This is a genomic window from Paraburkholderia lycopersici, from assembly GCF_900096975.1.
Lineage (GTDB): Bacteria > Pseudomonadota > Gammaproteobacteria > Burkholderiales > Burkholderiaceae > Paraburkholderia > Paraburkholderia lycopersici.
The window spans coordinates 17,724-42,400 of record NZ_FMYQ01000027.1 but is presented as its reverse complement, the minus strand read 5'-3'; the positions used below and the strand labels follow the sequence as shown (position 1 = coordinate 42,400).

The 24,677-nt window shown below is 67.5% G+C and carries 24 protein-coding genes and 1 riboswitch; of the genes, 20 read left to right on the top strand and 4 right to left on the bottom strand.

Going from position 1 to position 24,677, the window contains the following annotated elements:
- Window positions 1–76 precede the first annotated feature (76 nt).
- Together BLU17_RS24550 and thpR are read left to right on the top strand one after the other, a co-directional pair.
- A complete protein-coding gene (locus BLU17_RS24550; RefSeq protein ID WP_092002661.1) occupies window positions 77–1,543 on the top strand; it encodes a glutamate synthase subunit beta in 1,467 nt (488 codons plus the stop codon).
- A gap of 437 nt (window positions 1,544–1,980) precedes the next feature.
- A complete protein-coding gene (gene thpR, locus BLU17_RS24545; protein WP_092002659.1) occupies window positions 1,981–2,541 on the top strand; it encodes an RNA 2',3'-cyclic phosphodiesterase in 561 nt (186 codons plus the stop codon).
- Window positions 2,542–2,554: 13 nt separating this feature from the next.
- Here the strand turns inward: thpR and BLU17_RS24540 are convergent, their stop codons facing one another.
- From BLU17_RS24540 to BLU17_RS24525, 4 genes are all read right to left on the bottom strand, one after another.
- The gene (locus BLU17_RS24540) at window positions 2,555–3,919 is read right to left on the bottom strand and encodes a D-amino acid dehydrogenase (RefSeq protein ID WP_092002657.1); all 1,365 of its coding nucleotides are present in this window, start codon (window positions 3,917–3,919) and stop codon (window positions 2,555–2,557) included.
- A gap of 220 nt (window positions 3,920–4,139) precedes the next feature.
- Window positions 4,140–5,435, bottom strand: coding sequence for an MFS transporter (locus BLU17_RS24535; RefSeq protein WP_092002654.1), 1,296 nt, complete (start codon window positions 5,433–5,435; stop codon window positions 4,140–4,142).
- 228 nt (window positions 5,436–5,663) lie between these two features.
- Window positions 5,664–6,446, bottom strand: coding sequence for an SDR family NAD(P)-dependent oxidoreductase (locus BLU17_RS24530; RefSeq protein ID WP_092002651.1), 783 nt, complete (start codon window positions 6,444–6,446; stop codon window positions 5,664–5,666).
- On the bottom strand, window positions 6,443–8,200 hold the full coding sequence (locus BLU17_RS24525; protein ID WP_092002647.1) for an ABC transporter ATP-binding protein/permease: 1,758 nt from the start codon (window positions 8,198–8,200) through the stop codon (window positions 6,443–6,445). Before BLU17_RS24525 ends, BLU17_RS24530 begins: the two co-directional genes overlap by 4 nt.
- A 275-nt stretch (window positions 8,201–8,475) precedes the next feature.
- Window positions 8,476–8,590, top strand: a riboswitch (TPP riboswitch).
- Between the two features lie 240 nt (window positions 8,591–8,830).
- On the opposite strand from BLU17_RS24525, the gene BLU17_RS24520 reads away from it, so the two are divergent.
- The 18 genes from BLU17_RS24520 to hisB all read left to right on the top strand — a co-directional run bounded on the left by BLU17_RS24520 (window position 8,831) and on the right by hisB (window position 24,432).
- A complete protein-coding gene (locus tag BLU17_RS24520; RefSeq protein ID WP_092002644.1) occupies window positions 8,831–9,979 on the top strand; it encodes an FAD-dependent oxidoreductase in 1,149 nt (382 codons plus the stop codon).
- A 55-nt stretch (window positions 9,980–10,034) separates the two neighbouring features.
- Complete coding sequence (thiS, locus tag BLU17_RS24515; protein WP_092002640.1) at window positions 10,035–10,232, top strand: sulfur carrier protein ThiS; 198 nt, start codon at window positions 10,035–10,037, stop codon at window positions 10,230–10,232.
- A gap of 79 nt (window positions 10,233–10,311) precedes the next feature.
- Window positions 10,312–11,130 carry a thiazole synthase gene (locus BLU17_RS24510; RefSeq protein WP_092002637.1) on the top strand — a complete coding sequence of 273 codons (819 nt, stop codon included), beginning with the start codon at window positions 10,312–10,314 and terminating at the stop codon, window positions 11,128–11,130.
- Window positions 11,127–12,239, top strand: coding sequence for a thiamine phosphate synthase (thiE, locus tag BLU17_RS24505; protein ID WP_092002634.1), 1,113 nt, complete (start codon window positions 11,127–11,129; stop codon window positions 12,237–12,239). The genes BLU17_RS24510 and thiE overlap by 4 nt, the downstream gene beginning before the upstream one ends.
- A gap of 168 nt (window positions 12,240–12,407) precedes the next feature.
- Window positions 12,408–13,229, top strand: a complete 822-nt coding sequence (locus BLU17_RS24500) for an ABC transporter ATP-binding protein (RefSeq protein WP_092002631.1) — start codon at window positions 12,408–12,410, stop codon at window positions 13,227–13,229.
- Window positions 13,226–14,002, top strand: a complete 777-nt coding sequence (mlaE, locus tag BLU17_RS24495; protein ID WP_092002628.1) for a lipid asymmetry maintenance ABC transporter permease subunit MlaE — start codon at window positions 13,226–13,228, stop codon at window positions 14,000–14,002. The genes BLU17_RS24500 and mlaE overlap by 4 nt, the downstream gene beginning before the upstream one ends.
- Before the next feature lie 66 nt (window positions 14,003–14,068).
- Window positions 14,069–14,620, top strand: coding sequence for an outer membrane lipid asymmetry maintenance protein MlaD (mlaD, locus tag BLU17_RS24490; RefSeq protein WP_176929188.1), 552 nt, complete (start codon window positions 14,069–14,071; stop codon window positions 14,618–14,620).
- A gap of 10 nt (window positions 14,621–14,630) precedes the next feature.
- Window positions 14,631–15,641: an MlaA family lipoprotein gene (locus BLU17_RS24485; RefSeq protein WP_092002625.1), complete on the top strand. Its 1,011-nt coding sequence runs from the start codon at window positions 14,631–14,633 to the stop codon at window positions 15,639–15,641.
- A 171-nt stretch (window positions 15,642–15,812) separates the two neighbouring features.
- Window positions 15,813–16,445, top strand: coding sequence for an MlaC/ttg2D family ABC transporter substrate-binding protein (locus tag BLU17_RS33940; RefSeq protein WP_092002622.1), 633 nt, complete (start codon window positions 15,813–15,815; stop codon window positions 16,443–16,445).
- Window positions 16,442–16,714, top strand: a complete 273-nt coding sequence (locus BLU17_RS24475) for an STAS domain-containing protein (protein WP_092002619.1) — start codon at window positions 16,442–16,444, stop codon at window positions 16,712–16,714. Before BLU17_RS33940 ends, BLU17_RS24475 begins: the two co-directional genes overlap by 4 nt.
- 323 nt (window positions 16,715–17,037) lie before the next feature.
- The gene (locus BLU17_RS24470) at window positions 17,038–17,964 is read left to right on the top strand and encodes an ABC transporter ATP-binding protein (protein WP_092002796.1); all 927 of its coding nucleotides are present in this window, start codon (window positions 17,038–17,040) and stop codon (window positions 17,962–17,964) included.
- Window positions 17,961–18,728: an ABC transporter permease gene (locus tag BLU17_RS24465; RefSeq protein WP_092002615.1), complete on the top strand. Its 768-nt coding sequence runs from the start codon at window positions 17,961–17,963 to the stop codon at window positions 18,726–18,728. Before BLU17_RS24470 ends, BLU17_RS24465 begins: the two co-directional genes overlap by 4 nt.
- Before the next feature lie 27 nt (window positions 18,729–18,755).
- On the top strand, window positions 18,756–18,995 hold the full coding sequence (locus BLU17_RS24460; RefSeq protein ID WP_092002612.1) for a BolA family protein: 240 nt from the start codon (window positions 18,756–18,758) through the stop codon (window positions 18,993–18,995).
- Between the two features lie 108 nt (window positions 18,996–19,103).
- Window positions 19,104–20,366, top strand: a complete 1,263-nt coding sequence (gene murA / locus BLU17_RS24455) for a UDP-N-acetylglucosamine 1-carboxyvinyltransferase (protein ID WP_092002609.1) — start codon at window positions 19,104–19,106, stop codon at window positions 20,364–20,366.
- The gene (gene hisG, locus BLU17_RS24450) at window positions 20,363–21,061 is read left to right on the top strand and encodes an ATP phosphoribosyltransferase (RefSeq protein ID WP_092002607.1); all 699 of its coding nucleotides are present in this window, start codon (window positions 20,363–20,365) and stop codon (window positions 21,059–21,061) included. The genes murA and hisG overlap by 4 nt, the downstream gene beginning before the upstream one ends.
- A gap of 78 nt (window positions 21,062–21,139) precedes the next feature.
- A complete protein-coding gene (hisD, locus tag BLU17_RS24445) occupies window positions 21,140–22,459 on the top strand; it encodes a histidinol dehydrogenase (RefSeq protein ID WP_092002604.1) in 1,320 nt (439 codons plus the stop codon).
- A gap of 254 nt (window positions 22,460–22,713) precedes the next feature.
- Window positions 22,714–23,790, top strand: a complete 1,077-nt coding sequence (gene hisC, locus BLU17_RS24440; RefSeq protein WP_092002601.1) for a histidinol-phosphate transaminase — start codon at window positions 22,714–22,716, stop codon at window positions 23,788–23,790.
- 54 nt (window positions 23,791–23,844) lie between these two features.
- Window positions 23,845–24,432, top strand: coding sequence for an imidazoleglycerol-phosphate dehydratase HisB (gene hisB / locus BLU17_RS24435; protein ID WP_092002598.1), 588 nt, complete (start codon window positions 23,845–23,847; stop codon window positions 24,430–24,432).
- Window positions 24,433–24,677: the final 245 nt, after the last annotated feature.

The window sequence follows — 24,677 nt, the reverse complement described above, 5'->3', positions numbered from 1 at the left end:
GCGCACCTTGATGCGGCGGCGGGCGCGGTCCCCCTCACCGCGAATTTCGCGAATCAATCAGATAAACGAGAACCAAATGGGTAAGGCAACCGGTTTTCTCGAGTTCGAGCGCCAGCATGAGGCGTACGAAGCACCGCTCACGCGCGTGAAGCACTACAAGGAATTCGTGGCGGCGCTCTCCGACGCCGACGCGAAGATCCAGGGCGCACGCTGCATGGACTGCGGCATTCCGTTCTGCAACAACGGCTGCCCGGTCAACAACGTCATTCCGGACTTCAACGACCTCGTGTTCCGCCAGGACTGGAAGAGCGCGATCGAAGTCCTGCACTCGACCAACAACTTCCCCGAGTTCACGGGCCGTATCTGCCCGGCGCCCTGCGAAGCGGCGTGTACGCTCGGCATCAACAACGACCCGGTCGGCATCAAGTCGATCGAGCACGCGATCATCGACAAGGCGTGGACCGAAGGCTGGGTCGCGCCGCAGGTCGCGAAGCACAAGACGGGCAAGAAGGTCGCCGTCGTGGGCTCGGGTCCCGCAGGCCTCGCCGCCGCGCAGCAGCTTGCGCGCGCCGGCCATGACGTGACGGTGTTCGAGAAGAACGACCGCGTCGGCGGCCTGCTGCGCTACGGCATCCCCGACTTCAAGCTGGAGAAGTGGCTGATCGACCGCCGCATGCGCCAGATGGAAGCCGAAGGCGTGACGTTCCGCACCAACGTCTTCATCGGCAAGGGCGAACTGCCCGCGTTCGTCGGCAACACGGCGAAGGAAACGATCTCGCCCGACGAGCTGAAGGAACGGTTCGACGCCGTGGTGATCGCGGGCGGTTCGGAAACGCCGCGCGATCTGCCGGTGCCGGGCCGCGAACTCGAGGGCGTGTACTATGCGATGGAATTCCTGCCGCAGCAGAACAAGGTCAACGCCGGCGACAAGCTGCCGAACCAGCTGCTCGCCAAGGGCAAGCATGTGGTCGTGATCGGCGGCGGCGATACGGGTTCCGACTGCGTGGGCACCTCCAACCGTCACGGTGCGAAGAGCGTCACGCAGTTCGAACTGCTGCCGCAACCGCCCGAAGCCGAGAACAAGCCCCTCGTGTGGCCGTACTGGCCGGTCAAGCTGCGCACTTCGTCGTCGCATGAGGAAGGCTGCTCGCGCGACTGGTCGGTCGCGACGAAGCGCCTCGAAGGCAAGAACGGCAAGGTCGAGAAGCTGATCGCCGCGCGCGTGGAGTGGAAGGACGGCAAGATGGTCGAAGTGCCGGACTCGGAATTCGAAATGAAGGCCGATCTCGTGCTGCTCGCCATGGGCTTCACGCAGCCGGTTTCGCCGGTACTCGAAGCGTTCGGCGTCGAGAAGGATGCGCGCGGCAACGTGCGTGCCTCGACCGAAGGCGAGAAGGCGTACTACACGTCGGTCGACAAGGTCTTCACCGCCGGCGACATGCGCCGCGGCCAGTCGCTTGTTGTGTGGGCGATCCGCGAAGGTCGGCAATGCGCGCGCTCCGTCGATGCGTATCTGATGGGCAGTTCGGAGTTGCCGCGTTAAGGCGCGGATTGGGACCAGAGTAAGCGCTAAAGCGCTAACTCTGGTCGACAGCGAAGGTCGGCAATGCGCGCGCTCCGTCGACGCGTATCTGATGGGCAGTTCGGAGTTGCCGCGTTAAGGCGCGGATTGGGACCAGAGTAAGCGCTAAAGCGCTAACTCTGGTCGACAGCGAAGGTCGGCAATGCGCGCGCTCCGTCGATGCGTATCTGATGGGCGGCTCGGCGTTGCCGCGTTAAATCCGGTGCATCCCCCACTTCGATGGGGCGCACGGAAGACAGCAGCAGACGCAATGCCACAAAGCCGGGCACCCGCAAGGGTGACCCGGCTTTTTTACGCCCGTGTGCGGTACGCATCCCTCTGAGGGTTTGCATGGGCGCGCGCCGCGCACGAGCGCGCTACCATGACGCGATTGCCCGACCCACCGAGGCCCGCCGATCATGTCCGAAGCCCGCGAGTCCGATCGCGATACGCAACAATGGCGGCGCTGTTTCGTCGCGCTTTCGCCCGATGCGGCGTCACGCGACGCGCTCGCCGCGCTCGACGTGCCGCCCAACGCGCGGCGCGTGCCGTATGCGCAGTTGCATCTGACGGTGGCGTTCATCGGCGCGATGTCGTTCGACCAGGGCGAGGCGCTCTCGCGGCGTCTCCCGGAGGGCGCGCCGCGCATTCCACCCGCGCAGGTCGCGACGATCGAATGCTGGCCGGGGCGCGCGCATCCGCGGCTGATGGTGGCCGTGCTGGCGATGTCGGATGCGTTCACGGCGCTCGACTGGCGCGTGCGCTCGCTGATGGCGGACGTGGGATTACCGCTCGACGCACGGGCGTTTCGCCCGCATGTGACGCTCGCGCGGTTCGCGCGCGACGCGGTGGGCGCGCCGGCGGCGAGCGGCGGCGAAGCGCTGCCGCCGTTGCGGTTCGAGGCGCTGGTGCTGTATTCGAGCACGCTGGCGAGGCAAGGCGCGCGCTACGAGGCCCTGGCGAGCGTTGCGCTCGATTGAGGCGTCGCCCGCGCTATCGTCGATAGCGCGCCAGCGTCAACCCGTCGAGATCGATTTCCGGCTTGCGTTGCGTCACGAGATCCGCGAGCACGCGGCCCGAGCCCATCGACATCGCCCAGCCCGTCGAACCGTGTCCGACGTTCAGCCACAGGCCATCGACGCCTGAGCCGCCCAGCAGCGGCGCGCCGTCCGGCACCATCGGCCGGCGTCCGACCCAGAACTGCGCGGACGAAGGCGTCGCCGCGTGCGGAAACCAGTCGTCGAGCACTTTCATGAGCGTCTGCAGCGCCTGCTCGCGCAGTGTCGCGCGGTGGTCGCCGAGTTCCGCCGTGCCCGCTACGCGCAGATACGGCCCGAAGCGCGTGATCGCCGTCTTGAGCGACTCGTCCATGAGCGCGGCGCGCGGCGCCTTCTGCTCGTCGACCACGAGCAGCGTGGCCGAATAGCCCTTCACCGGATACAGCGGTATCCGCACGCCCAGCGGCGCGACGAGCGCCGCGCTCTCCACGCCGAGCGCGACCACCACGGCGTCCGCGCGGAGCGTCTGCGGCGCGGCGTCGGGGCGAACGCTGCGCTCCGCGGGGCGCAGCACTTCGGCGGGCGCGCGGCGCTGCTCGCGCCGTTCGCGTCGGTTGTTCGCGGCGCCGCGGCCGGGCACGGCGCGCACGCGCACGCCGCTCACCTTGCCGCCCGCGGCTTCGAGCGCGAGCACCTCGGTGTCGAGCAGGAACGTCACGCCTCGCGCTTCGCACACCGAGCGCAGCTCGCGCGTGAAGCGCGCGCAGTCGCCGGCCTCGTCGTCGGGCAAATAGACGCCGGCCACGGGCTTCACGCGTGACCAGGCGAGGCCCGGCTCGGTCTGCGCGCAGGCCGCGGCATCGAGTTCGCGAAAGACGATGCCGGCCTCACGCAGCACACCGAGCGCCGGCTGTGCGAGTTCGACGTCGTAGTCGCTGCGAAAGAGCTGCAGATAACCCTGGCTGCGCCCGTACTCGAACGCATGCGCGGCGCGAAATGCGTGCAGGCACTCGCGGCTGTAGCAGGCGATGCGCTGCATGCGCTGCTTGTTCGCGCGAAAGCGCGCGAGATCGCATTCGCGCAGCCAGCGGGCGATCCAGCGCCATTGCGCGGCGTCGAGCGTGGGTCGGAAGATGAGCGGCGAAGTCGGCTTGAGCAGATATTTGACGAGCTTCGCGGGCATGCCAGGCGCGGCCCACGGCGTGACGTAGCCGGGCGCGATCACCCCGGCGTTGCCGAAGCTCGTGCCGAGCGCGACGCCCGGTTCCCGCTCGACGACCGTGACGTCGCAGCCCCGTTCGCTCAGATAGTACGCAGTAGCGACGCCGATCACACCGGCGCCGAGGACGATCGTTTTCATGCCGGGCCAGGGTCTGTGTGCATGGGAAACTGCGCAGGAAGCGCGCGGGCATCGCCGCAGGAACGGCCGCGTGCATGGTCGCGTCGTTCGTCGCCTGTCCGGCGCGGCGAAACGGCGCTTCGCGCTCCTTGCGCTGCCGGCGATTTCAGGCGTCCGCATGCGCGTTTCCCGTGCAGACACGCCCTCGAAGGGGACGGACGGTATGGCAGCATGCTCGCGCTCATCGTGCAGCGGATTGCGCAGACGAGCGCTCGTCCGACGCGGCGGGCAGTTCGTCGGTGAGCACCTTGCCCTTCGTTTCGGGCAAACACAGCGCGGCGACGATCACGAGCAGGTAGCCTGCGCCCGCCACCGCGCCGATCGCCTTCACGAGCGACGTGGTCTGCGCGAAGGTGCCCACGAGAATCGGGAAAAAGGAGCCGAGACCGCGCCCGAGGTTGTAGCAGAAGCCTTGGCCCGAGCCGCGGATCGCGTTCGGATAGAGCTCGGAGAGGTACGCGCCCACGCCCGCGAAGATGCCCTGCACGACGATGCCGAGCGGAAAACCGAGCAGGAGCATGGCGGTGTCGGTGATGGGCAGCATCGTGTAGGCCATGCCGAGCGCGAACGAGCCGATGGCGAAGAGGATGAAGGAGGCGCGCCGGCCGATCTTGTCGCAGAGGATCGCGCCGACGATATAGCCCGTGAACGAGCCGACGATCAGCACGATGAGATAGCCGCTCGTGTTGAACACCGAGAGGTGGCGCACCGTCTTGAGGTAGGTGGGCAGCCAGGTCGTGATCGCGTAATAGCCGCCGAGCATGCCGGTGCACAGTGCGCTGCCGAGCACCGTGGTGGCCAGATGCGCGGGCGCGAAGATCTGCAGGAAGCCGCCCTGCGCCGCGCCGCTTTCGCGCGCGCGGCGGGTCGCGACGAACACCTCGGGGTCGCTCACGTTGCGGCGCACGTAGAGAATCCAGAGCGCGGGCACGATGCCGATCCAGAAGCACGCGCGCCACGCGTACGCTTCGGGCAGCAGGGCGAAGAAGGCCCAGTAGAGGACGGCGGCCGCGCCCCAGCCGAACGACCAGCTGCTTTGCACGGTGCCCACGGCCTTGGCGCGATGCTGCGGCGAGCGGATTGTCTCGGCCATCATCATCGTGACGACCGTCCATTCGCCGCCAAAGCCGATGCCCTGCAGCGTGCGCGCGGCGAGCAGTTGCCAGAACGAATGCGTGAAGCCGGAGAGGCAGGTGAAGACCGCGAAGGTGGCGATGGTCCACTGCAGCACGCGCACGCGGCCGTAGCGGTCCGCGAGGATGCCGGCGAGCCAGCCGCCGATCGCCGAGGAAATCAGCGAACTCGTCGCGATCATGCCGGCTTCGCTCTTCGTCATGCCCCAGGCGGCGATGAGCGTCGGGATCAGGAACGAGTAGATCATGAAGTCGAACGCGTCGACGGCATAGCCGCCGAAGCCCGCGTAGAGCGTGCGCCGCTCACGCTCGTTCAACTCGGTGAACCATTGAAAGTAGCCCATCGCCTGTCTTCCCCCCATATTTGTTGTGCGTGCAACGACCGTTCAACGATGCTTGACGACCGCCGTCGGCGGTGCGCGTGCCGCAAGCGACACAGATGGCGCATGTGCGTGACGCCGACGTGGCTTGCGCGGCGGACCGCTGCCCGTCTTCCGTGTGCTGTGCGGATATTTTACGGTGCAAAACCGTGGTGAGGCGAGGGGGGGCTGAGCCCGCCGGGCGGCAGGGCGCTAGAGCGTCAGCCCGCCGTCGACGTGGATTACCTGGCCGGTGATGTGGCGCGCGGCGTCCGACAGCAGAAAGGCGATGAGCTCGGCGATATCGGCGGGATCGGCCACGTGGCCGAGCGGCGTTTCCTGTGCCGCGCGCGCCCAGACGGGGGCGTTTTCGGGCGTGGGGCCCTTGTCCTTGCGCGTATAGCCGGGCGCGACGCAGTTCACGGTCACGCCGCGCGGCGCCAGTTCCGCCGCGGCGGTCTTGGCGAGCGATTCGAGCGCGGCCTTCGCGGCCGCGGTGGCGGCGAAAGGCGCGTCGGCGCGATAGCGGTGCGCGACGAACGAGCTGAGCGCGACCACCCGGGCGCGTGCCGAGCGCTCGAGCGCCGGCTGCGCGCGCTGCACGAGCGCGGCGAACGCCGCGGGCATGGCCGCGAAGGCCCCTTCGAGCGAGCCGGTGTCGAGCGCGGCGAGCGTCTGGCGCTGCGCATGCCCGGCGTTGGCGACAAGCTGGTCGAGTGCGCCGAAGTGCGCAAGCGTGCGCTCCACGAGCGCGGGCGCATTGCCCGCTTCGGCGAGATCGCCGTATGTCGTGGCGCAAGCGGCGCCTCGCTGCCCGCACTGCGCAGCGACAGCGGCGAGCCGGGCGCGCGCCGCTTCGTCCGCGCCGCGCGCGTGCAGCATCAGCGCGACGCCGGGCCCCGCGATGCGACGCGCAAGCGCCGCGCCGATGCCCGAGCCCGCGCCCGTAATCAGGACGACGCGCGCAAAGCCCTGGTCAGCGCCGGCTGCGCTCACGCGGCCACCCGTTCTTCCGGCATGCGCTCGATCTCGAGCGTTTCGTGATGATAGGCCGCAAGCGATTCGCGGTGTGCGACGCTCACGATGGCCGCCTTCGGCAGGCGTTCCATGAAGAGCTTGTAGAGGCGGCCTTCGTTGTCGGGATCGAGCGCGCTCGTCGCTTCGTCGAGAAACAGATAGTCGGGCTTGTGCAGCAGCACGCGCGCCCCCGCGACACGCTGCTGCTCGCCCGGCGAGAGCACGCGCGTCCAGTGCGCCGATTCGTCCAGCCGGTCCACATAGTCCTCGAGGCGGCAGGCGCGCAGCGCTTCGCGGCAGTCTTCGTCGCTGTAGTCGTCGGCGGGCGAGGGGTAGGTGAGCGCGGCTTTCAACGTGCCGATCGGCAGGTAGCTTTGCTGCGGGATGAACATCATGCGCGCATCCACGGGCGCGTCGATCGAGCCTTCGCCGAACGGCCAGAGACCCGCGAGCGCGCGCATCAGCGTGCTCTTGCCCGCGCCCGATGGCCCGCGCACGAGCCAGCGCGAGCCGGGCTTGATGGCGATGTCGCGCACTTCGGAGAGCGGCGTGCCGTTGGGCAGCGCGAGCTTGAGGTGCGCGGTGGCGAGCTCGTTGTTGTCGACGTAGTGCAGGTTGATGCCGCCATGCTCGGTGGCCGGCGAAACCGACTCCTTCAGGCGCGGCGAGTGGACCACGCGCACGAACTCGCGCAGACGGTTCACGGTAGCGCGCCATTCGACCAGCGTGGCGTAACTGTTGATGAACCACGAAAACGAGTCGCTCACGGTGCCGAACGCCTGCGAGATCTGCATGAGCACGCCGAACGTGAACGCGCCCGCGAAGTAGCGCGGCGCCGCCACCACGAGCGGGAAGATGATGGCGATCTGGCCGTAGAAGCTCAGCACGAAGGTGAGGCGCTTCGTGTACTTCATCACGCGCCACCAGTTGTCGCGGATGTGCTGGAAGAGGCCTTGCGCGCTGCCGCGCTCGGTGTCCATGCCGTCGTACAGCGCGATCTGCTCGGCGTTTTCGCGCAAACGGATGAGGCCGAAGCGGAAGTCCGCCTCCACCTTCTGTTGCTGATAATTGATCGACACGAGCGGGTGGCCGACCTTCTGGATCACGAGCGAGCCGAACACCGCGTAGAGCGCGGCCGCCCAGACCATGTAGCCCGGAATCGCGAGCGGCGTGCCGCCCAGCGTGATCGTGAGCGCGCCCGCGAGCGTCCACAGGATCGTGATGAACGAGATGAGCGTGACGACGGTGGAGAGCAGGTCGAGCGTGAGCGAGAGCGTTGTCGTGGCGAACGACTGGAGGTCGTCGCTGATCCGCTGGTCGGGGTTGTCGGCGAGGCGGTCGCGTTCGATGCGATAGAACGCGCCGTGGCCGAGCCACTCGTTCAGGAAGCGGTTGGTGAGCCACTGGCGCCAGCGAAAGCCGAGCATCTGGCGCAGATATCGGCCATACACCGCGAGAATGATGAAGCCGAACGCAAGGCCCGAGAAGATCATCAGCAGATGCGGGAACCGCTTGACGTCCTTGTTCTGCAGCGCGTTGTAGAAGTCGGCGCTCCAGCCGTTGAGCCGCACGTTGATCCACACGACGAGCAGGTTCATCACGATGATCGCGACGAGCAGGCCCCATGCGATCCAGCGTTCCTCGGACACCCAGTAGGGCTTGATCAGGCTCCACGCGGTGATCTTCTGATGCTCGTTCTGATCGGGTGTGGCACGGGAAGGTTGGTTGGTCATGTGCATCCTGAAGGTGTGGCGGCCCGCCTGGCGGCATGCGCCGCATGCCGAGCGACGGCCGTAGTGCAGCGATTTTCGCAGCGATTCTGTCGCCGGGCGCTTAAGCGAGACTTAATGAGACAAAAGCGCGCGCCGGCGCCGCCGTAGCGTGGCGCCCATTGTCTCACCGCGTGGGCCTGCGAGGCGAAAGAGGCGGGCGCAGGGCATTGTGCCGGAGCCGAATTGTCGTCCCGCCGAGGTTTGCGGGCCGCGCGCGTTTTGTGGTCTAATCGACGTTGACGAAACAGGGGTGCTTCACCGGTATGCCGGGCATGCCGCGAGTGAGGCTGAGAGAGACCCTTCGCACCCGATCCGGGTAATACCGGCGCGGGAAGTTTCCAGAAAGTCTTGCCGGAGCCCCGGCCTTTGCAGGGGCGCCAGGTTTCCCGCCGGGCTGCGCGTCCGGCGCTCGGGTCCGTAGATTTGCGTTTCGGGCCGTCTGCGCCGCATAGCCTCCACGGTCGGCCTTGCCAGCCGGTTTCGTCCTTGGGTACGTCTGCTGCTACCGTACGGAAAGGATACGATGACCGCCTATTCTCTTGCTTGTTCCCTGATTTGCGCCCCGCTCCCCTTGCTCGCCGGAGCGTCGTCATGAGTCGCGCCCATCTTCGCAGCGTGGGCAGCGTGCCCGACTTCGCCGTGCTCGGCGGCGGCCTGTGCGGCCGGCTCGTCGCGTGGCGTCTCGCCGGCGAGGGCCATCGCGTTGCGCTTTACGAGCGCGGCGGCCCCGAAGGCAGCGAGGCCGCTGCCTGGGTCGCGGCGGCCATGCTCGCGCCGCTCGCCGAAGCCGCCGTCGCCGAACTGCTCATCACCGAGCTTGGCGTGGCGTCGCTCGAAAGCTGGCCGCGCATTCTGGCCGAGCTGCCCGAGCCCGTCTTCTTCCAGCGCAACGGCACGCTCGTCGTCTGGCATAGCGCCGATCGCACCGAGGCGCCGCTTTTCGAGCGCCGCGTGCGCGCCAACGCGCCGCGCTCGCTCGCCGACGCCAACTTTGTCGCGCTCGCCGGTGCGCAGCTCGACGCGGCCGAACCGGCGCTCGCCGGACGTTTCGCGCGCGGCTGGCTGCTCGAAGGCGAAGGCCAGCTCGACAATCGCCAGACGCTGGCCGCGCTGGCGGCCGGGCTGGCCGCGCGCGGCGTCGAGGCGCACTGGCACACCACGGTCGACGAAGCCAACCTGCCGCCCGCGCGCGTGACGATCGACTGCCGCGGGCTGGGCGCGAAACCGACGCTGCCGGGTCTGCGCGGCATTCGCGGCGAGGTGGCGCGCGTGCATGCGCCGGGTATCGGCCTCACGCGGCCCGTGCGCCTGCTGCATCCGCGCTATCCGCTCTACCTCGCGCCGAAGGAGAACGACGTCTATGTGATCGGCGCCACCGAAATCGAAGGCGAGGATCGTTCGCCCGTGAGCGTGCGCTCGGCGCTCGAACTGCTGAGCGCGGCGTTTGCGGTGCATCCGGCGTTCGGCGAGGCCCGCATCCTCGAGCTGAACTCGCAGTGCCGCCCGACGCTGCCCGACCATCGCCCGGCGCTGATCTGGGATGGCACGACGACGCTGCGCGTGAACGGCCTCTACCGGCACGGCTTCATGATCGCGCCGGAAGTCGCCGACGAAGCCGTGCGCTTCGCGCAGGCGCTGTTCGACGCGCGCGTGAACGACGCCGACTCGTTCGAGTCGCTGCGCCGTGCGTCGCGCTGGGGCGACATGCTGCACGGGCCGCGCGCGCACGCGTCCGCCTGATGTGCACGCGTGCGACGCCAACCGAAACAAACCGCAGTCTGAGAACGTATTTGCCATGGACATTCACATCAACCAGAAGCCCGTCACGCTGCCCGAGGGCGCGACGGTCGCCGATGCGCTCGCCGCGTTCGGCGCGCGTCCTCCGTTCGCCGTCGCCTTGAACGGCAACTTCGTGGCGCGCGCCCAGCACGGCGCGCGCGCGCTCCGGGCGGGCGACCGCCTCGACGTCGTGAGCCCCGTGGCCGGCGGCTGAGCCGCGCTCGCCCAGCCACAGGCCGCGCATCGCGCACATGCTGACCGCGCTCTCACGACACCGCCAGGGATTTCACGCCATGACCACCAATCCTCCATCCGCCGACGCGCTCACGCTCTACGGCGAAACTTTCGCGAGCCGCGTGCTGCTCGGCACGTCGCGCTATCCGTCGCTGCAATCGCTGGCCGATTCGATGGCCGCCGCGTGCCCCGGCATGATTACCGTCGCGCTGCGCCGCCAGATGAACGACGGCACCGCCGAGGCGGGCTTCTTCGACTTGCTCAGGCGCCACGGTGTGCCGCTGTTGCCGAACACGGCCGGCTGCCTCACGGTCAACGAGGCCGTGGCGACCGCGCACATGGCGCGCGAAGTCTTCGAAACCGACTGGATCAAGCTCGAACTGATCGGCGACGACTACACGCTGCAGCCCGATCCGGTCGGCCTGATCGAGGCCGCCTCGCGGCTCGTGAAGGACGGCTTCAAGGTGCTGCCGTATTGCACCGAGGACCTCGTGATCGGCCGGCGTCTGCTCGACGCAGGCTGCGAGGCGCTCATGCCGTGGGGAGCGCCGATCGGCACCGGCAAGGGCGTGATCAACCCATACGCGTTGCGCGTGCTGCGAGAGCGCTTGCCCGACGTGCCGCTCATCGTCGATGCGGGCCTCGGCGTGCCGTCGCATGCGTGCCAGGTGATGGAGTGGGGCTTCGACGGCGTGCTGCTCAACACGGCGGTTTCGCAGGCCACGCACCCCGAGGCCATGGCGCGCGCGTTCGCGCTCGGCGTCGAGGCGGGGCGCGCCGCGTTCCTCGCCGGGCCGATGGCCGAGCGCGAAGCCGCAGTGGCGAGCACGCCCGTGGTGGGCATGCCGTTCTGGCACCAGGATGGAGACAAGCGATGACCGAGACGCTACGACTACAGGACCGCGAGCTGTTCTGGCCGCCCGCCGACGAGCTCACCGAAACGGCGGAGCGCATCCGCGCGCGCCTCGGCGACTGGCCGCCCACGCATGCGCCGTGGCGCATCTGCCTCACGCCGCCCGATATGCCCAACGGCGGCGATCTCATCGTCGTGACCGATGCGGCGCCGCATCTCGCCAGCATCGCGCGCTGGATGACCGACGGCGCTGGCGTGATCGAAGCGGCGGGCGACGATCCGAAGTCGGCGCGCGCCACGCTGCACCTGGGCGGCGAGCGCTATGCGCTCGAAGGCGAACTGGCGGAGGACTGGATTCCGGCGCTGGCGGCGTTTCTCGACTGCGGGTTCGACCCGCACGACGCGCTTGTGCTCGCGCTCGCCTGGCGCGACGGCGACGAACGGCAAGCCGACGCCTGGCCGGCCGACATCAGGCGTTTTCCGCGCGTGCTGGGCCTGCCGGCTGCGCCCGCGCAGCCGTTCGCGCCATGCCCGGCGAAGCTCGGCCTCTACCCGGTGCTGCCGACGGCCGACTGGGTCGAACGCGTACTCGACTACGGCGTGAAGACGGTGCAGCTGCGCAGCAAGCAGCCGAAGTCCGCGGCGCTCACGTACGAGATCGAGCGCTGCGTCGCGGCGGGCCGCAAGCACGACGCCCGGCTTTTCATCAACGATCACTGGCGCGAGGCCGTTGCCGCGGGCGCGTATGGCGTGCACCTCGGCCAGGAGGACCTGCGCGAAGCCGATCTCGGCGCGATCGCGGCGGCGGGCGTGCGGCTCGGCCTCTCCACGCACGGCTACTTCGAAATGCTGACGGCGCTCCACTTCCGCCCGAGCTATCTGGCCTGCGGCGCGGTATTCGCCACCACGACGAAAGCGATGCCCACCGAGCCCCAAGGCCTCGCGCGCCTCGCCCGCTACGTGAAGCTGCTGGACGGCGTCGTGCCGGTGGTGGCGATCGGCGGCATCGACGGCAATGTGCTGCCCGACGTGCTCGCCACGGGCGCCGGCAGCGCGGCGGTGGTGCGCGCCGTGACCGAGGCGGCCGATCCGGCTGCTGCTGTTGCTGCATTGCGCAACGCGTTTACGCAATAATGGTCCGCCCTGGCTTGGGGGCGCGCCGCGTGCGCAAACCCGGGACCAGGCGGCCGCAAACCGCAGCAGCGGGCAAAGCGGCTTACCTCAGCGGGACTGGGTGCGCCACGGCAGGTTTTTCACGATGGCCCTATAATCCCGCCTTCGTGTAAATGGACTGTCAGCCACGTGCCCTCAACTTCCGAGACCCTACTGGAGCTGCGCGACGTCGACTTCGGCTACGGCGACCGGCTTGTCCTGTCCGGCCTGAACATGCGCTTCGGGCGCGGCCGGGTGGTGGCGGTCATGGGCGGGTCAGGTGGCGGAAAAACCACAGTGCTGCGCCTGATCGGCGGCCTCGTGCGTGCCCAGCGCGGCCAGGTGCTGTTCGGCGGCCAGGATGTCGGCACGCAATCGCGTGAAGGTCTCTACGCGCTGCGCCGCAAGATGGGCATGCTGTTCCAGTTCGGCGCGCTGTTCACCGACATGTCGGTGTTCGAGAATGTCGCCTTCGCGCTGCGCGAGCACACCGACCTGCCCGAAGAGCTGATCCGCGACCTCGTGCTCATGAAGCTCAATGCCGTCGGCCTGCGCGGCGCACGCGACCTCGCGCCCTCGGAAATCTCGGGCGGCATGGCGCGCCGCGTGGCGCTCGCGCGCGCCATCGCACTCGACCCCGAGCTCATGATGTACGACGAGCCGTTCGCTGGACTCGACCCGATTTCGCTCGGCATTACGGCGAACCTCATCCGCACGCTCAACGACGCGCTCGGCGCGACCTCGATCCTCGTCACGCACGACGTGCCCGAGTCGTTCGCAATCGCCGACTACGTCTACTTCCTCGCGAACGGCCGGGTGCAGGCGCAGGGCACGCCCGCCGAACTGCGCGCCTCGACCGACCCGACCGTGCGCCAGTTCATCGACGGCGCGCCGGACGGTCCGTTCCGCTTTCACTACCCGTCGAACGTGCCGCTCGAAGCGGACTTCGGCATTGGCGGAGGCCGCTCATGATCGGCGCCATCAGCTCGGTCGGGCGCACCGTGCTCGACACGATCGCACGCGCGGGGCACGCCACGCGCCTCTTCCTGCGGCTCTTGCTCGAATTCTTCCCGCTGCTGCGCCGCCCGCGGCTTGTCACGAAGCAGATCCACTTCGTCGGCAACTATTCGCTGTTGATCATTGCGGTGTCCGGTCTGTTCGTGGGCTTCGTGCTCGGCCTGCAGGGCTATTACACGCTCAACCGTTACGGCTCCGAACAGGCGCTCGGTTTGCTCGTGGCGCTCTCGCTCGTGCGCGAGCTCGGTCCCGTCGTCACCGCGCTTCTGTTCGCAGGCCGCGCGGGCACGTCGCTCACGGCCGAAATCGGCCTCATGAAGGCCGGCGAGCAACTCACGGCGATGGAGATGATGGCCGTCGACCCCGTGCGCATCGTGGTCGCGCCGCGCATGTGGGCGGGCGTGGTCGCCATGCCGGTTCTCGCGGCCATTTTCAGCGCGGTCGGCGTTCTCGGCGGCTACGTGGTCGGCGTGCTGCTGATCGGCGTGGACGCCGGCGCGTTCTGGTCGCAGATGCAGGGCGGCGTGGACGTCTGGGCGGACGTCGGCAACGGCGTGCTGAAGAGTATCGTGTTCGGCTTCGCCGTCACGTTCACCGCGCTCTATCAGGGCTACGAGGCGAAACCCACGCCCGAAGGCGTGTCGCGTGCGACCACGAAGACGGTCGTGTATGCATCGCTCGCGGTGCTCGGCCTCGACTTCCTGCTCACCGCGCTGATGTTCAGCTAAGGCGCCGGGCCGCACCCCGGCCTCGCGGCGCTTGCATGAGCGCCGCCGCAACGGATTCTCATTGGGATGACGATGAAAAAGAATGCTCTCGACTTCTGGGTCGGCCTGTTCGTGGTGCTGGGCTTTATCGCGCTGCTGTTTCTGGCGCTGAAGGCCGGCAACATGAGCTCGCTGTCGTTCCAGCCCACCTATCCGGTGAAGCTCAAGTTCGACAATATCGGCGGTCTCAAGCCGCGCGCGCCGGTGAAGAGCGCGGGCGTGACGGTGGGCCGGGTGGCGTCGATCGGGTTCGACACCAACACCTATCAGGCGCTGGTGACGATCAATATCGACCAGCAGTACCAGTTTCCGAAGGACACATCCGCGAAGATCCTGACGGCTGGCCTGCTCGGCGAGCAGTACATCGGCCTCGAGCCGGGCGGCGATTCGGAAATGCTCAAGGCCGGCGACACCATTTCGATGACGCAGTCGGCCATCGTGCTCGAAAACCTCATCGGCCAGTTCCTCTATAGCAAGGCGGCCGATTCGGGGGCCGCGAAGTCGCCCGGCGGCGCAAGCGCGGATGGGGCGCCCGCAGCGGCGCCCGCGTCGGCCCCGGCAGCTCCGGCGGCACAATAAGGAGAAAAAAATGACGACCACACGCATGCGCGCCATTACGCTCGGCGCGGCGGCGCTTGCTCTCGCGGGGTGCTCGACGGTGCAGACGCCGTCGAAGGAAGATCCCTGGGAAGGCTTCAACCGTACGGTCTACACGTTCAACGACAAGGTCGACCGGTACGCGCTCAAGCCGGCGGCGCAGGGCTATGTGAAGGTGACGCCGCAGCCGGTTCGCGACAGCGTGACGAACTTCTTCGCGAACATCGGCGACGTCTACAACGCCGCGAACAACTTCCTGCAGCTGAAGATCACGGACGGCGTGCAGGACATCATGCGGATCGTGATCAACACGGTCTTCGGCGTGGGCGGCCTGTTCGACGTCGCGACGCTCGCGAAGCTGCCCAAGCACAACCAGGACTTCGGCCTCACGCTCGGCCACTACGGCGTGCCGTCCGGCCCGTACCTCGTGCTGCCGCTCTTCGGCCCGAGCACGGTGCGCGACGGCGTGGCGCTCGTGCCCAACTACTTCATCAATCCGCTCACGTACGTGGATCCGGCCGCGCTCTCGTGGGGCCTGTACGGGCTGAACGTGGTGAGCACGCGCGCGAACCTGCTGGGCGCGAGCGATCTGCTCGAAGGCGCGGCGATCGACCGGTATTCGTTCGTTCGTAACGCCTATCTGCAGCGTCGCCGCTATCTGCTTTCGGACGGACGCGCGTCCGGCGACAACCTGCCTGATTACGGCGATGGCGCTCCGCTGCCGAAGTACGACGACGTCGACGAAGGCGCGGCGGCCGCGGGGGCACCCGCGCCTGCGTCGGCCGGCGCGGTTGCTCCGGCGTCTGGCACCGGGCGTGCGGCTGCACCGGGCGCGGCCAGCATGCCGTCTGCGCTCCCCAACGGCGAAACGGCCGCCCCTGCCACGCTGGAAGGCCCGGCTGGCGCAGCCGCGCCCGTGGGCGCATCCGAAACCAACGTGCCGGGCGACCAGATGATCCCGCCGGCGCGCATCGGTTTTCCGGGGCTGCTGCGTCTGCATTGAACGCCGTGGCCGGCGTCGCGTCGCCTGGTCGAACGTTCGACATAAACGTCTGACGTAACAAGCAGAAACGCTTGTCGCAGTTTGCTGGCAGTTTGTGACATAGCGAGATAGAACTCGCGTGATATCGTTGGTTCCAACGGGGCTCATGTCCCCCAACAAGCAGGACTCGATATGAAGAAATTCTTTCTGTACCCGATTTTCGCCATGTTTTTTTCGTTTGCCGGCGGCGCGTTCGCCCAAACGGTGGATACCGGCAATCCCGACGCAATGGTCAAGACGGTCACGCAGCAGGTAATGGACCAGATCAAGGGTGACAAGTCGATCCAGTCGGGCGACATCAGCAAGATCACGCAGCTCGTCAACGAAAAGATCCTGCCGTACACGGACTTCCGCCGCACCACGCAACTCGCGATGGGCCGCAACTGGCGCGCGGCCACGCCGGAGCAGCAGCAGCAGGTCATCGAGCAGTTCAAGACGCTCCTGATCCGTACCTATTCGGGCGCGCTCGCCCAGGTGCGCGACCAGCAGATCCAGTACAAGCCGTTCCGCGCGAACCCGGACGATACCGACGTCGTGGTCCGCTCGACCGTGCTGAACAACGGCCAGCCGATCGAGCTCGACTATCGCCTGTACAAGACGGCGCAAGGCTGGCGTGTGTATGACATCAACGTGCTCGGCGCATGGCTCATTCAGGCCTACCAGCAGCAATTCCAGGAAAAGATCCAGCAAGGCGGCGTGGACGGCCTGATCCAGTTCCTTACGCAGCGCAACCAGCAGCTCGCCTCGGGCAAGGCGACCTCGTGAGCGAGCGCTTCGCCACCGGCGCCACCCTGACCCACGAGAGCGCGAAGGCCGCGCTCCTCGCAGGCCTGGCGCAGATTTCGGCGGGCGCATCCGCCGTGGACTGCGCGGCGCTCACCCGGTTCGACTCGTCGGCGCTCGCCGTGCTGATCGCCTGGCAACGCGCCGCGCGCGAGCGCGGCGCTTCCCTCGCCGTGCTTAACCTGCCTTCCGCGCTCGCGTCTCTCGCGCGCGCCTACGGCGTCGATTCGCTCCTGCACGAGCGACATTGACGCGAGTCGTCTGGCCGCACGTGCGCGTGCGGGCGGCATCGCCGCGCAACCAGACCGACGCTTCCTCATCTCAGGGCCGGGCCGGGGTTTCCGACTTGGCCTATAATCAACCGTTTTTTGGGCGCTGCCTCGGCGCGAAAAGTACGCGAAAAGTACGGATCGCACCAATCGCACCAATCGCACAATCGCACCGACCGGGCGGCACCGGTCAAGCGTGCGTCGAGACAGCAAGGCCGGCGTCACAGGCCGTCCCCAATTCCGGTCTTCCCCGCAGCATTGATGCATTCTTGAGCCGCGCCGTGCGCACGGGCGGCGTATTTGTCATGCCAGCCATAGAAATCCGTAATGTCAAGAAGCGCTACAAGGCGCTTCAGGCGCTCAAGGGCGTCAGCTTCACGGTCGAAGACGGCGAGTTCTTCGGGCTGCTCGGACCGAACGGCGCGGGCAAGACGACGCTCATCAGCATTCTTGCCGGCCTCGCCCGCGCGGACGAGGGTTCGATCGCCGTGCGCGGCCACGACGTCGTCGCCGACTACCGCAACGCACGCCGCAACCTCGGTGTCGTGCCGCAGGAACTGGTGTTCGATCCGTTCTTCACCGTGCGCGAGACGCTGCGCATCCAGTCCGGCTACTTCGGTCTGCGCAACAACGACGCGTGGATCGACGAAGTCATGGCCAATCTCGACCTCACCGAGAAGGCGGACGTGAACATGCGCGCGCTCTCGGGCGGCATGAAGCGCCGCGTGCTGGTCGCGCAGGCGCTCGTGCATCGTCCGCCCGTGATCGTGCTCGACGAGCCCACCGCCGGCGTGGACGTGGAACTGCGCCAGACGCTGTGGAAGTTCATCGCGCGTCTGAATCGCGAGGGGCACACCATCGTGCTCACCACGCATTACCTCGAAGAGGCCGAGCAGCTATGCGATCGCATCGCCATGCTGCGCCGCGGCGAGATGGTCGCGCTCGAGCGCACCAGCACGCTGCTGCAGCGCTTCGCCGGCACGCAGCTCTTCCTGCGTTTCTCGGAGGGCGTGTTGCCCGGCGAATTGCGCGCGCTCGAAGTCGATCCGTCGAACGTCAACGCGCGCCAGCATTTGCTGCGGCTCGCGAGCTACGACGACGTGGAGCGCATTCTCGCCCTCTGCCGCGCGAACGGCTGCAAGCTCGATGAAATGGAAGTGCGCAAGGCCGATCTGGAGGATGTATTCGTGCAGGTGATGAACGGTCCCGAAGTGGTCGAGGGTCTCGCATGAGCGGCTATCGCGGTGGATTCGGCACGTTGTTCTACAAGGAAGTGCTGCGTTTCTGGAAGGTCGCGTTCCAGACCGTGCTCGCGCCCGTCATCACGGCGCTGCTCTATCTCACGATCTTCGGCCACGCGCTGCGCGGCCGCGTGGAAGTGTATCCGGGCGTGGAGTACACGAGCTTCCTGATTCCGGGCCTCGTGATGATGAGCGTGCTGCAGAACGCCTTTGCAAACAGCTCGTCGTCGTTAATCCAGTCGAAGATCACGGGCAATCTCGTATTCGTGCTGTTGCCGCCGCTCGCCGCCTGGGAAATGTTCGGCGCCTACGTGCTCGCCTCGATCGTGCGCGGCCTCGCCGTCGGCGCGGGCGTGTTCGTCGTGACGATCTGGTTCATTCCGATGAGCTTCGCCGCGCCGGTTTACATACTCGCGTTTGCCGTGCTCGGCTCGGCGATCCTCGGCACGCTCGGCCTGATCGCCGGCATCTGGGCGGAAAAATTCGACCAGCTCGCGGCGTTCCAGAACTTTCTCATCATGCCGCTCACGTTTCTTTCGGGCGTGTTTTACTCGACCCATACGCTGCCGCCGCTGTGGCGCGAGGTGTCGCGGCTCAATCCGTTCTTCTACATGATCGATGGCTTCCGCTACGGGTTCTTCGGCCTGTCCGATATCAACCCGCTCGTGAGCCTCTCGATCGTTTTCGTGTTTTTCGTGGCGCTCGCCACGCTCGCGATGCGTCTGCTTGCGAGCGGGTACAAGCTGCGTCACTAAGCGCAATATCAGGCAGGAGCCATACTCATGTTGCCGACTCCGGAACAGGTCAAGCAGTACATCTCGGCAGGTCTCGCATGCGAGCACCTCGAAGTCGAAGGCGATGGCCAGCACTTCTTCGCGACAATCGTCTCGTCGGCATTCGACGGCAAGCGCTTGATCCAGCGCCATCAGCTCGTCTACGCGGCGCTCGGCGAGCGCATGCGCGCGGAAATCCACGCGCTCAGCATGAAGACGCTCACGCCCGCCGAATGGCAGAACGCATAATCTGGAATCTCAGTGCGAATTACCCAGGACAAAGGCGCCGCAGCAAGCGGCGCAGCTCAACACGAAGCGGGCCCGCAAACCGGCCGCACCGATCAGGAAACCTCAGGCATGGATAAACTCGTCATCGTCGGCGGGCGGAAGCTCGCAGGGGAAGTCGCCGTTTCGGGTGCGAAGAACGCCGCGTTGCCCATTCTCTGCGCAGGCCTGTTGAGCGCGGAACCCGTGCATCTCGACAACGTGCCCGACCTCCAGGACGTGCGCACGACGCTCAAGCTGCTCAACCAGATGGGCGTGCGCACCGGACAGGACGGCGCGCGCGTGCAGCTCGACGCCTCGAAGGTGGACAACCTCGTCGCGCCGTACGAACTCGTGAAGACCATGCGCGCTTCGATCCTCGTGCTCGGGCCGCTCGTCGCGCGCTTCGGCGAGGCGAAGGTGTCGCTGCCGGGCGGCTGCGCGATCGGCGCGCGCCCCGTCGACCAGCACATCAAGGGCCTGCAGGCGATGGGCGCCGAGATCAACATCGAGCACGGCTTCATCGAGGCGCGCGCGAAGCGCCTGAAGGGCGCGCGCATCGTCACCGACATGATCACGGTCACCGGCACGGAAAACCTGCTGATGGCGGCCGTCCTCGCCGACGGCGAAACGGTGATCGAGAACGCCGCGCGCGAACCCGAAGTGGGCGACCTCGCGCATCTGCTCGTGGCGATGGGCGCCAGGATCGACGGCATCGGCACCGACCGTCTCGTCATCCAGGGCGTGGAGAAGCTCCACGGCGCGCAGCACACGGTCATTCCCGACCGCATCGAAGCGGGCACGTTCCTCTGCGCGGTCGCGGCCGCGGGCGGCGACGTCACGCTGCGCCACGTGCGTCCGCGCATTCTCGACGCCGTCACCGACAAGCTGCGCGAAGCGGGCGTGACGATCGAAGAGGGCGACGACTGGATGCGCGTGCGCATGCACGAGCGCGCGCGCGCCGTGAACGTGCGCACCTCGGAATACCCGGCGTTCCCGACCGACATGCAGGCGCAGTTCATGGCGCTCAACGCGATCGCCGACGGTACCTCGCAGGTCGTCGAGACGATCTTCGAGAACCGCTTCATGCACGTGCAGGAACTGAACCGTCTCGGCGCGCACATCACGATCGACGGCAAGACGGCGCTCGTGGCGGGCGTCGAGAAGCTGTCGGGCGCGAAGGTGATGGCGACCGATCTGCGCGCTTCGGCGAGCCTCGTGATCGCGGGCCTGTGCGCCGACGGCGAAACGCTGATCGACCGCATCTATCATCTCGACCGCGGCTATGACCGCATGGAAGCCAAGCTCACGAAGATCGGCGCGAACGTGACGCGCATCAAGGGGAACGCGGCATGAGCACGGTCGACTCCAAGCCCACACCGGCGGCCGCGGCCGGCGCGCCGCTCACGCTTGCACTGTCCAAGGGCCGCATCTTCGAGGAGACGATGCCGCTCCTCGCCGCCGCGGGCGTGCACGTGACCGAAGACCCGGAAACCTCGCGCAAGCTGATCCTGCCGACCACCGACCCGAATCTGAGCGTCATCATCGTGCGCGCGACCGACGTGCCCACCTACGTGGAATACGGCGCGGCCGACTTCGGCGTGGCGGGCAAGGACGTGCTCAACGAGCACGGCGGCGGCGGCCTTTATCAGCCGGTCGATCTCGACATCGCGCGCTGCCGTCTTTCGGTGGCCGTGAAGGCGGGCTTCGACTATGCGAATGCGGTGCGCCAGGGCGCCCGCCTGCGCGTGGCGACCAAGTACACGGAAGCCGCGCGCCAGCACTTCGCGGCCAAGGGCGTGCACGTCGACCTCATCAAGCTGTATGGCTCGATGGAGCTCGCGCCGCTCGTCGGTCTCGCCGACGCGATCGTCGACCTCGTGAGCACGGGCGGCACGCTGCGCGCGAACAATCTGGTCGAGGTCGAGGAGATCATGGAGATCTCGTCGCGCCTCGTCGTGAATCAGGCGGCCCTGAAACTCAAGCGTGCTGCGCTGCGGCCCATCATCGACGCGTTCGAACGCGCGTCGCGCCGCGAGCAGGCCGCGTAGGAAGGCGCCGCACGCGCGCCGTGCGCCTCGCGTGTCAGCGGGGCGCCGCGCGCACAACCGATACGGATGGATACCAGCATGGCTATCACGATGCGCAAACTCGATTCCAGCGCCGAAGGCTTCAAGAAGGCGCTGCACGCGGTGCTCGCCTTCGAGGCGAGCGAGGACGAGGCCATCGAGCGCGCGGTGGCGCAGATTCTCGCCGATGTGAAGGCGCGCGGCGACGCCGCCGTGCTCGACTACACGAACCGCTTCGACCGCCTCACGGCCACGAGCGTCGCGGCGCTGGAGCTGCCGTTCGCCGAACTCGAAGCGGCGCTGGAGAGCCTCGAACCCAAGCAGCGCGCGGCGCTCGAAGCGGCGGCCGCGCGCGTGCGCGGCTACCACGAGAAGCAGCGCATCGAGTGCGGCTCGCATAGCTGGCAGTACACCGAAGCCGACGGCACCGTGCTCGGCCAGAAGGTCACGCCGCTCGACCGCGTGGGCCTCTACGTGCCGGGCGGCAAGGCCGCGTATCCGTCGTCGGTGCTGATGAACGCGATTCCCGCGCGCGTCGCGGGCGTGCGCGAGATCGTCATGGTCGTGCCCACGCCCGACGGCGTGAAGAACCCGCTCGTGCTGGCGGCGGCGCTGCTCGGCGGCGTCGATCGCGTGTTCACGGTCGGCGGCGCGCAGGCCGTCGCCGCGCTCGCCTACGGCACGGACACGATTCCGCCCGTCGACAAGATCTGCGGCCCCGGCAACGCCTACGTGGCGTCGGCCAAACGCCGCGTGTTCGGCACGGTCGGCATCGACATGATCGCGGGCCCCTCGGAAATCCTCGTGCTGTGCGACGGCACGACCGACCCGCGCTGGGTGGCGATGGACCTGTTCTCGCAGGCCGAGCACGACGAACTCGCGCAGTCGATCCTGCTGTGCCCCGACGAGGCGTTCATCAAGCGCGTGGAAGAGGCCATCGACGAACTGCTGCCCGCCATGCCGCGCGCCGACGTGATCGCCACGTCGCTCACGAACCGCGGCGCGCTCGTGAAGGTGCGCGACATGGCGGAAGCCTGCTCGATCGCCAACGAGATCGCGCCCGAGCACCTCGAAATCTCGGCGCTGGAGCCGCAGAAGTGGGGCAGCGAGATCCGCCACGCGGGCGCGATCTTCCTCGGCCGCTACACGAGCGAGAGCCTCGGCGACTACTGCGCGGGGCCGAATCACGTGCTGCCTACGTCTCGTACCGCACGTTTCTCGTCGCCGCTCGGCGTCTATGATTTCATCAAGCGCTCGAGCTTGATCGAAGTGAGCGCGGAAGGCGCGCAAACGCTCGGCGAAATCGCGGCCGAGCTGGCGTACGGCGAAGGCCTGCAAGCTCACGCGCGCAGCGCCGAATTCCGCATGAGGCAGGGGTAAGGGCGGTCCGACGCCCCGTTGCGGGGAGCGGCGCGCCTCGGCAAGTCGCTTCCCGTAGAGAGAAAGTTGGTCGAGTGACGCCGCCGCGCAGCACGCAGACGTTGTGCAGCGGCCAGCCCCGTGCGTGCGCGGGGCGCAGCAGCCCGATCCGCAGTGTTACCCACGCGCAGCAGAGACCACGACGATAACCAGGGCGGCCGGCTCACCGAGCCGCCCGTGCTGGCGGACCCGCTTTTCGCGTGCCGCCTTCCGACATGACGACACCACAAGACATCATCCGTCGCGACGTGCTCGCGATGACGAGCTACCCGGTGCCCGACGCTTCCGGTTTCGTGAAGCTCGACGCCATGGAAAATCCGTATCCGCTGCCGGCCGGCCTTGCCGCGCAACTGGGCGAGCGCCTTGCTGCGGTCGCGCTCAACCGTTATCCCGCGCCGCGCCCCGAGGCGCTGATCGCAAAGCTCAAGAACGCAATGCGCGTGCCGGCCGACTGCGACGTGCTGCTCGGCAACGGCTCGGACGAGATCATCAGCATGATCACGACGGCGTGCGCGAAGCCGGGCGCGAAAGTGCTCGCGCCGGTGCCGGGCTTCGTCATGTATGCGATGTCGGCGAAGTTTGCGCAGGTGGAGTTCGTCGGCGTGCCGCTGAAGCCCGACTTCACGCTCGATATCGAAGCGACGCTCGCGGCCGTCGCGGAACACACGCCGGCCGTGATCTGGCTCGCGTACCCGAACAATCCCACGGGCACGCTGTTCGACGACGCCGACATCGAGCGCGTGATCGAAGCGGCTGCCGCGTCGAAGAGCCTCGTGGTGATCGACGAAGCCTACCAGCCGTTCGCCATGCAAAGCTGGATGCCGCGCGCGGGCGAGTTCGACAACGTGGTCGTGATGCGCACGATGTCGAAGCTCGGGCTCGCGGGCATCCGCCTTGGCTATCTGGCCGGGCGTCCGGCATGGCTCAACGAATTCGACAAGGTGCGCCCGCCCTACAACGTGAACGTGCTCACGCAGGCGGCCGCCGACCTGCTGCTCGACCACATCGACGTGCTCGACGCGCAGGCCGCGCAACTGCGCGCGGGGCGTGCGGCGCTCGCGGCCGAAGTGGCGAAGCTGCCGGGTGCGCAGGTGTTCGAAAGCGCGGGCAACTTCCTGCTCGTGCGCGTGCCGGACGCGGCGGCGGTATTCGATACGCTGCTGTCCGCCCGGATCCTGATTAAAAACGTGGGTAAAATGCACCCATTGCTGGCGAATTGCGTGCGTCTGACCGTCGGGGCCCCCGACGAAAACGCGCAATTGCTCGCTGCCCTGAAGCTCGTGCTCAAGTAAGCCGACGCTTCGCTCTCCCATCCTCCTGTTACGGGCTGTTTGAAGGAAATTGCCATGCGCGTCGCGCAAGTCGTTCGCAACACCAGCGAAACGCAAATCCGCGTGAAACTCAATCTGGACGGCACCGGCGAGCAAAAGCTCGCGACCGGCGTGCCGTTTCTCGACCACATGCTCGACCAGATCGCACGACACGGTCTGATCGATCTGGAAATCGAGGCGCATGGCGACACGCATATCGACGACCACCATACGGTGGAAGACGTCGGCATCACGCTCGGCCAGGCGGTGGCGCAGGCCATCGGCGACAAGAAGGGCATCCGCCGCTACGGGCACGCCTACGTGCCGCTCGACGAGGCGCTTTCGCGCGTCGTGATCGATTTTTCGGGGCGTCCGGGCCTCGAATTTCATGTGCCGTTCACGCGCGCGCGCATCGGCACGTTCGACGTCGACCTGTCGATCGAGTTCTTTCGCGGCTTCGTGAACCATGCAGGCGTGACGCTGCACATCGACAATCTGCGCGGCCTCAACGCGCATCATCAGATGGAAACCGTGTTCAAGGCATTCGGCCGCGCACTGCGTCAGGCTGCCGAACTGGACGAACGTCAGGCAGGCAGGATTCCGTCGACGAAGGGCAGCCTCTAGGGCAGGCCTTCGCGCGACCAGAAGGCGCGCCGCGCCGCGCGGACCAGGCAGGCACGCGCCTTGGCGGGGTTTCGCGCCGATGCGGTCGACGGTGCGGCGATTGCGCCACATTGGCCATTTGGTCTATGGGCTTGCGCGTGCCGACTAGCGTACATTGACGGCTTTGAGAGCAGATCAGGGCATATCGCGGCGCGCACGCGCCCGCACAGCCAGGGGCAGGGCCTGACGAGCAGGCCGGATTCGAA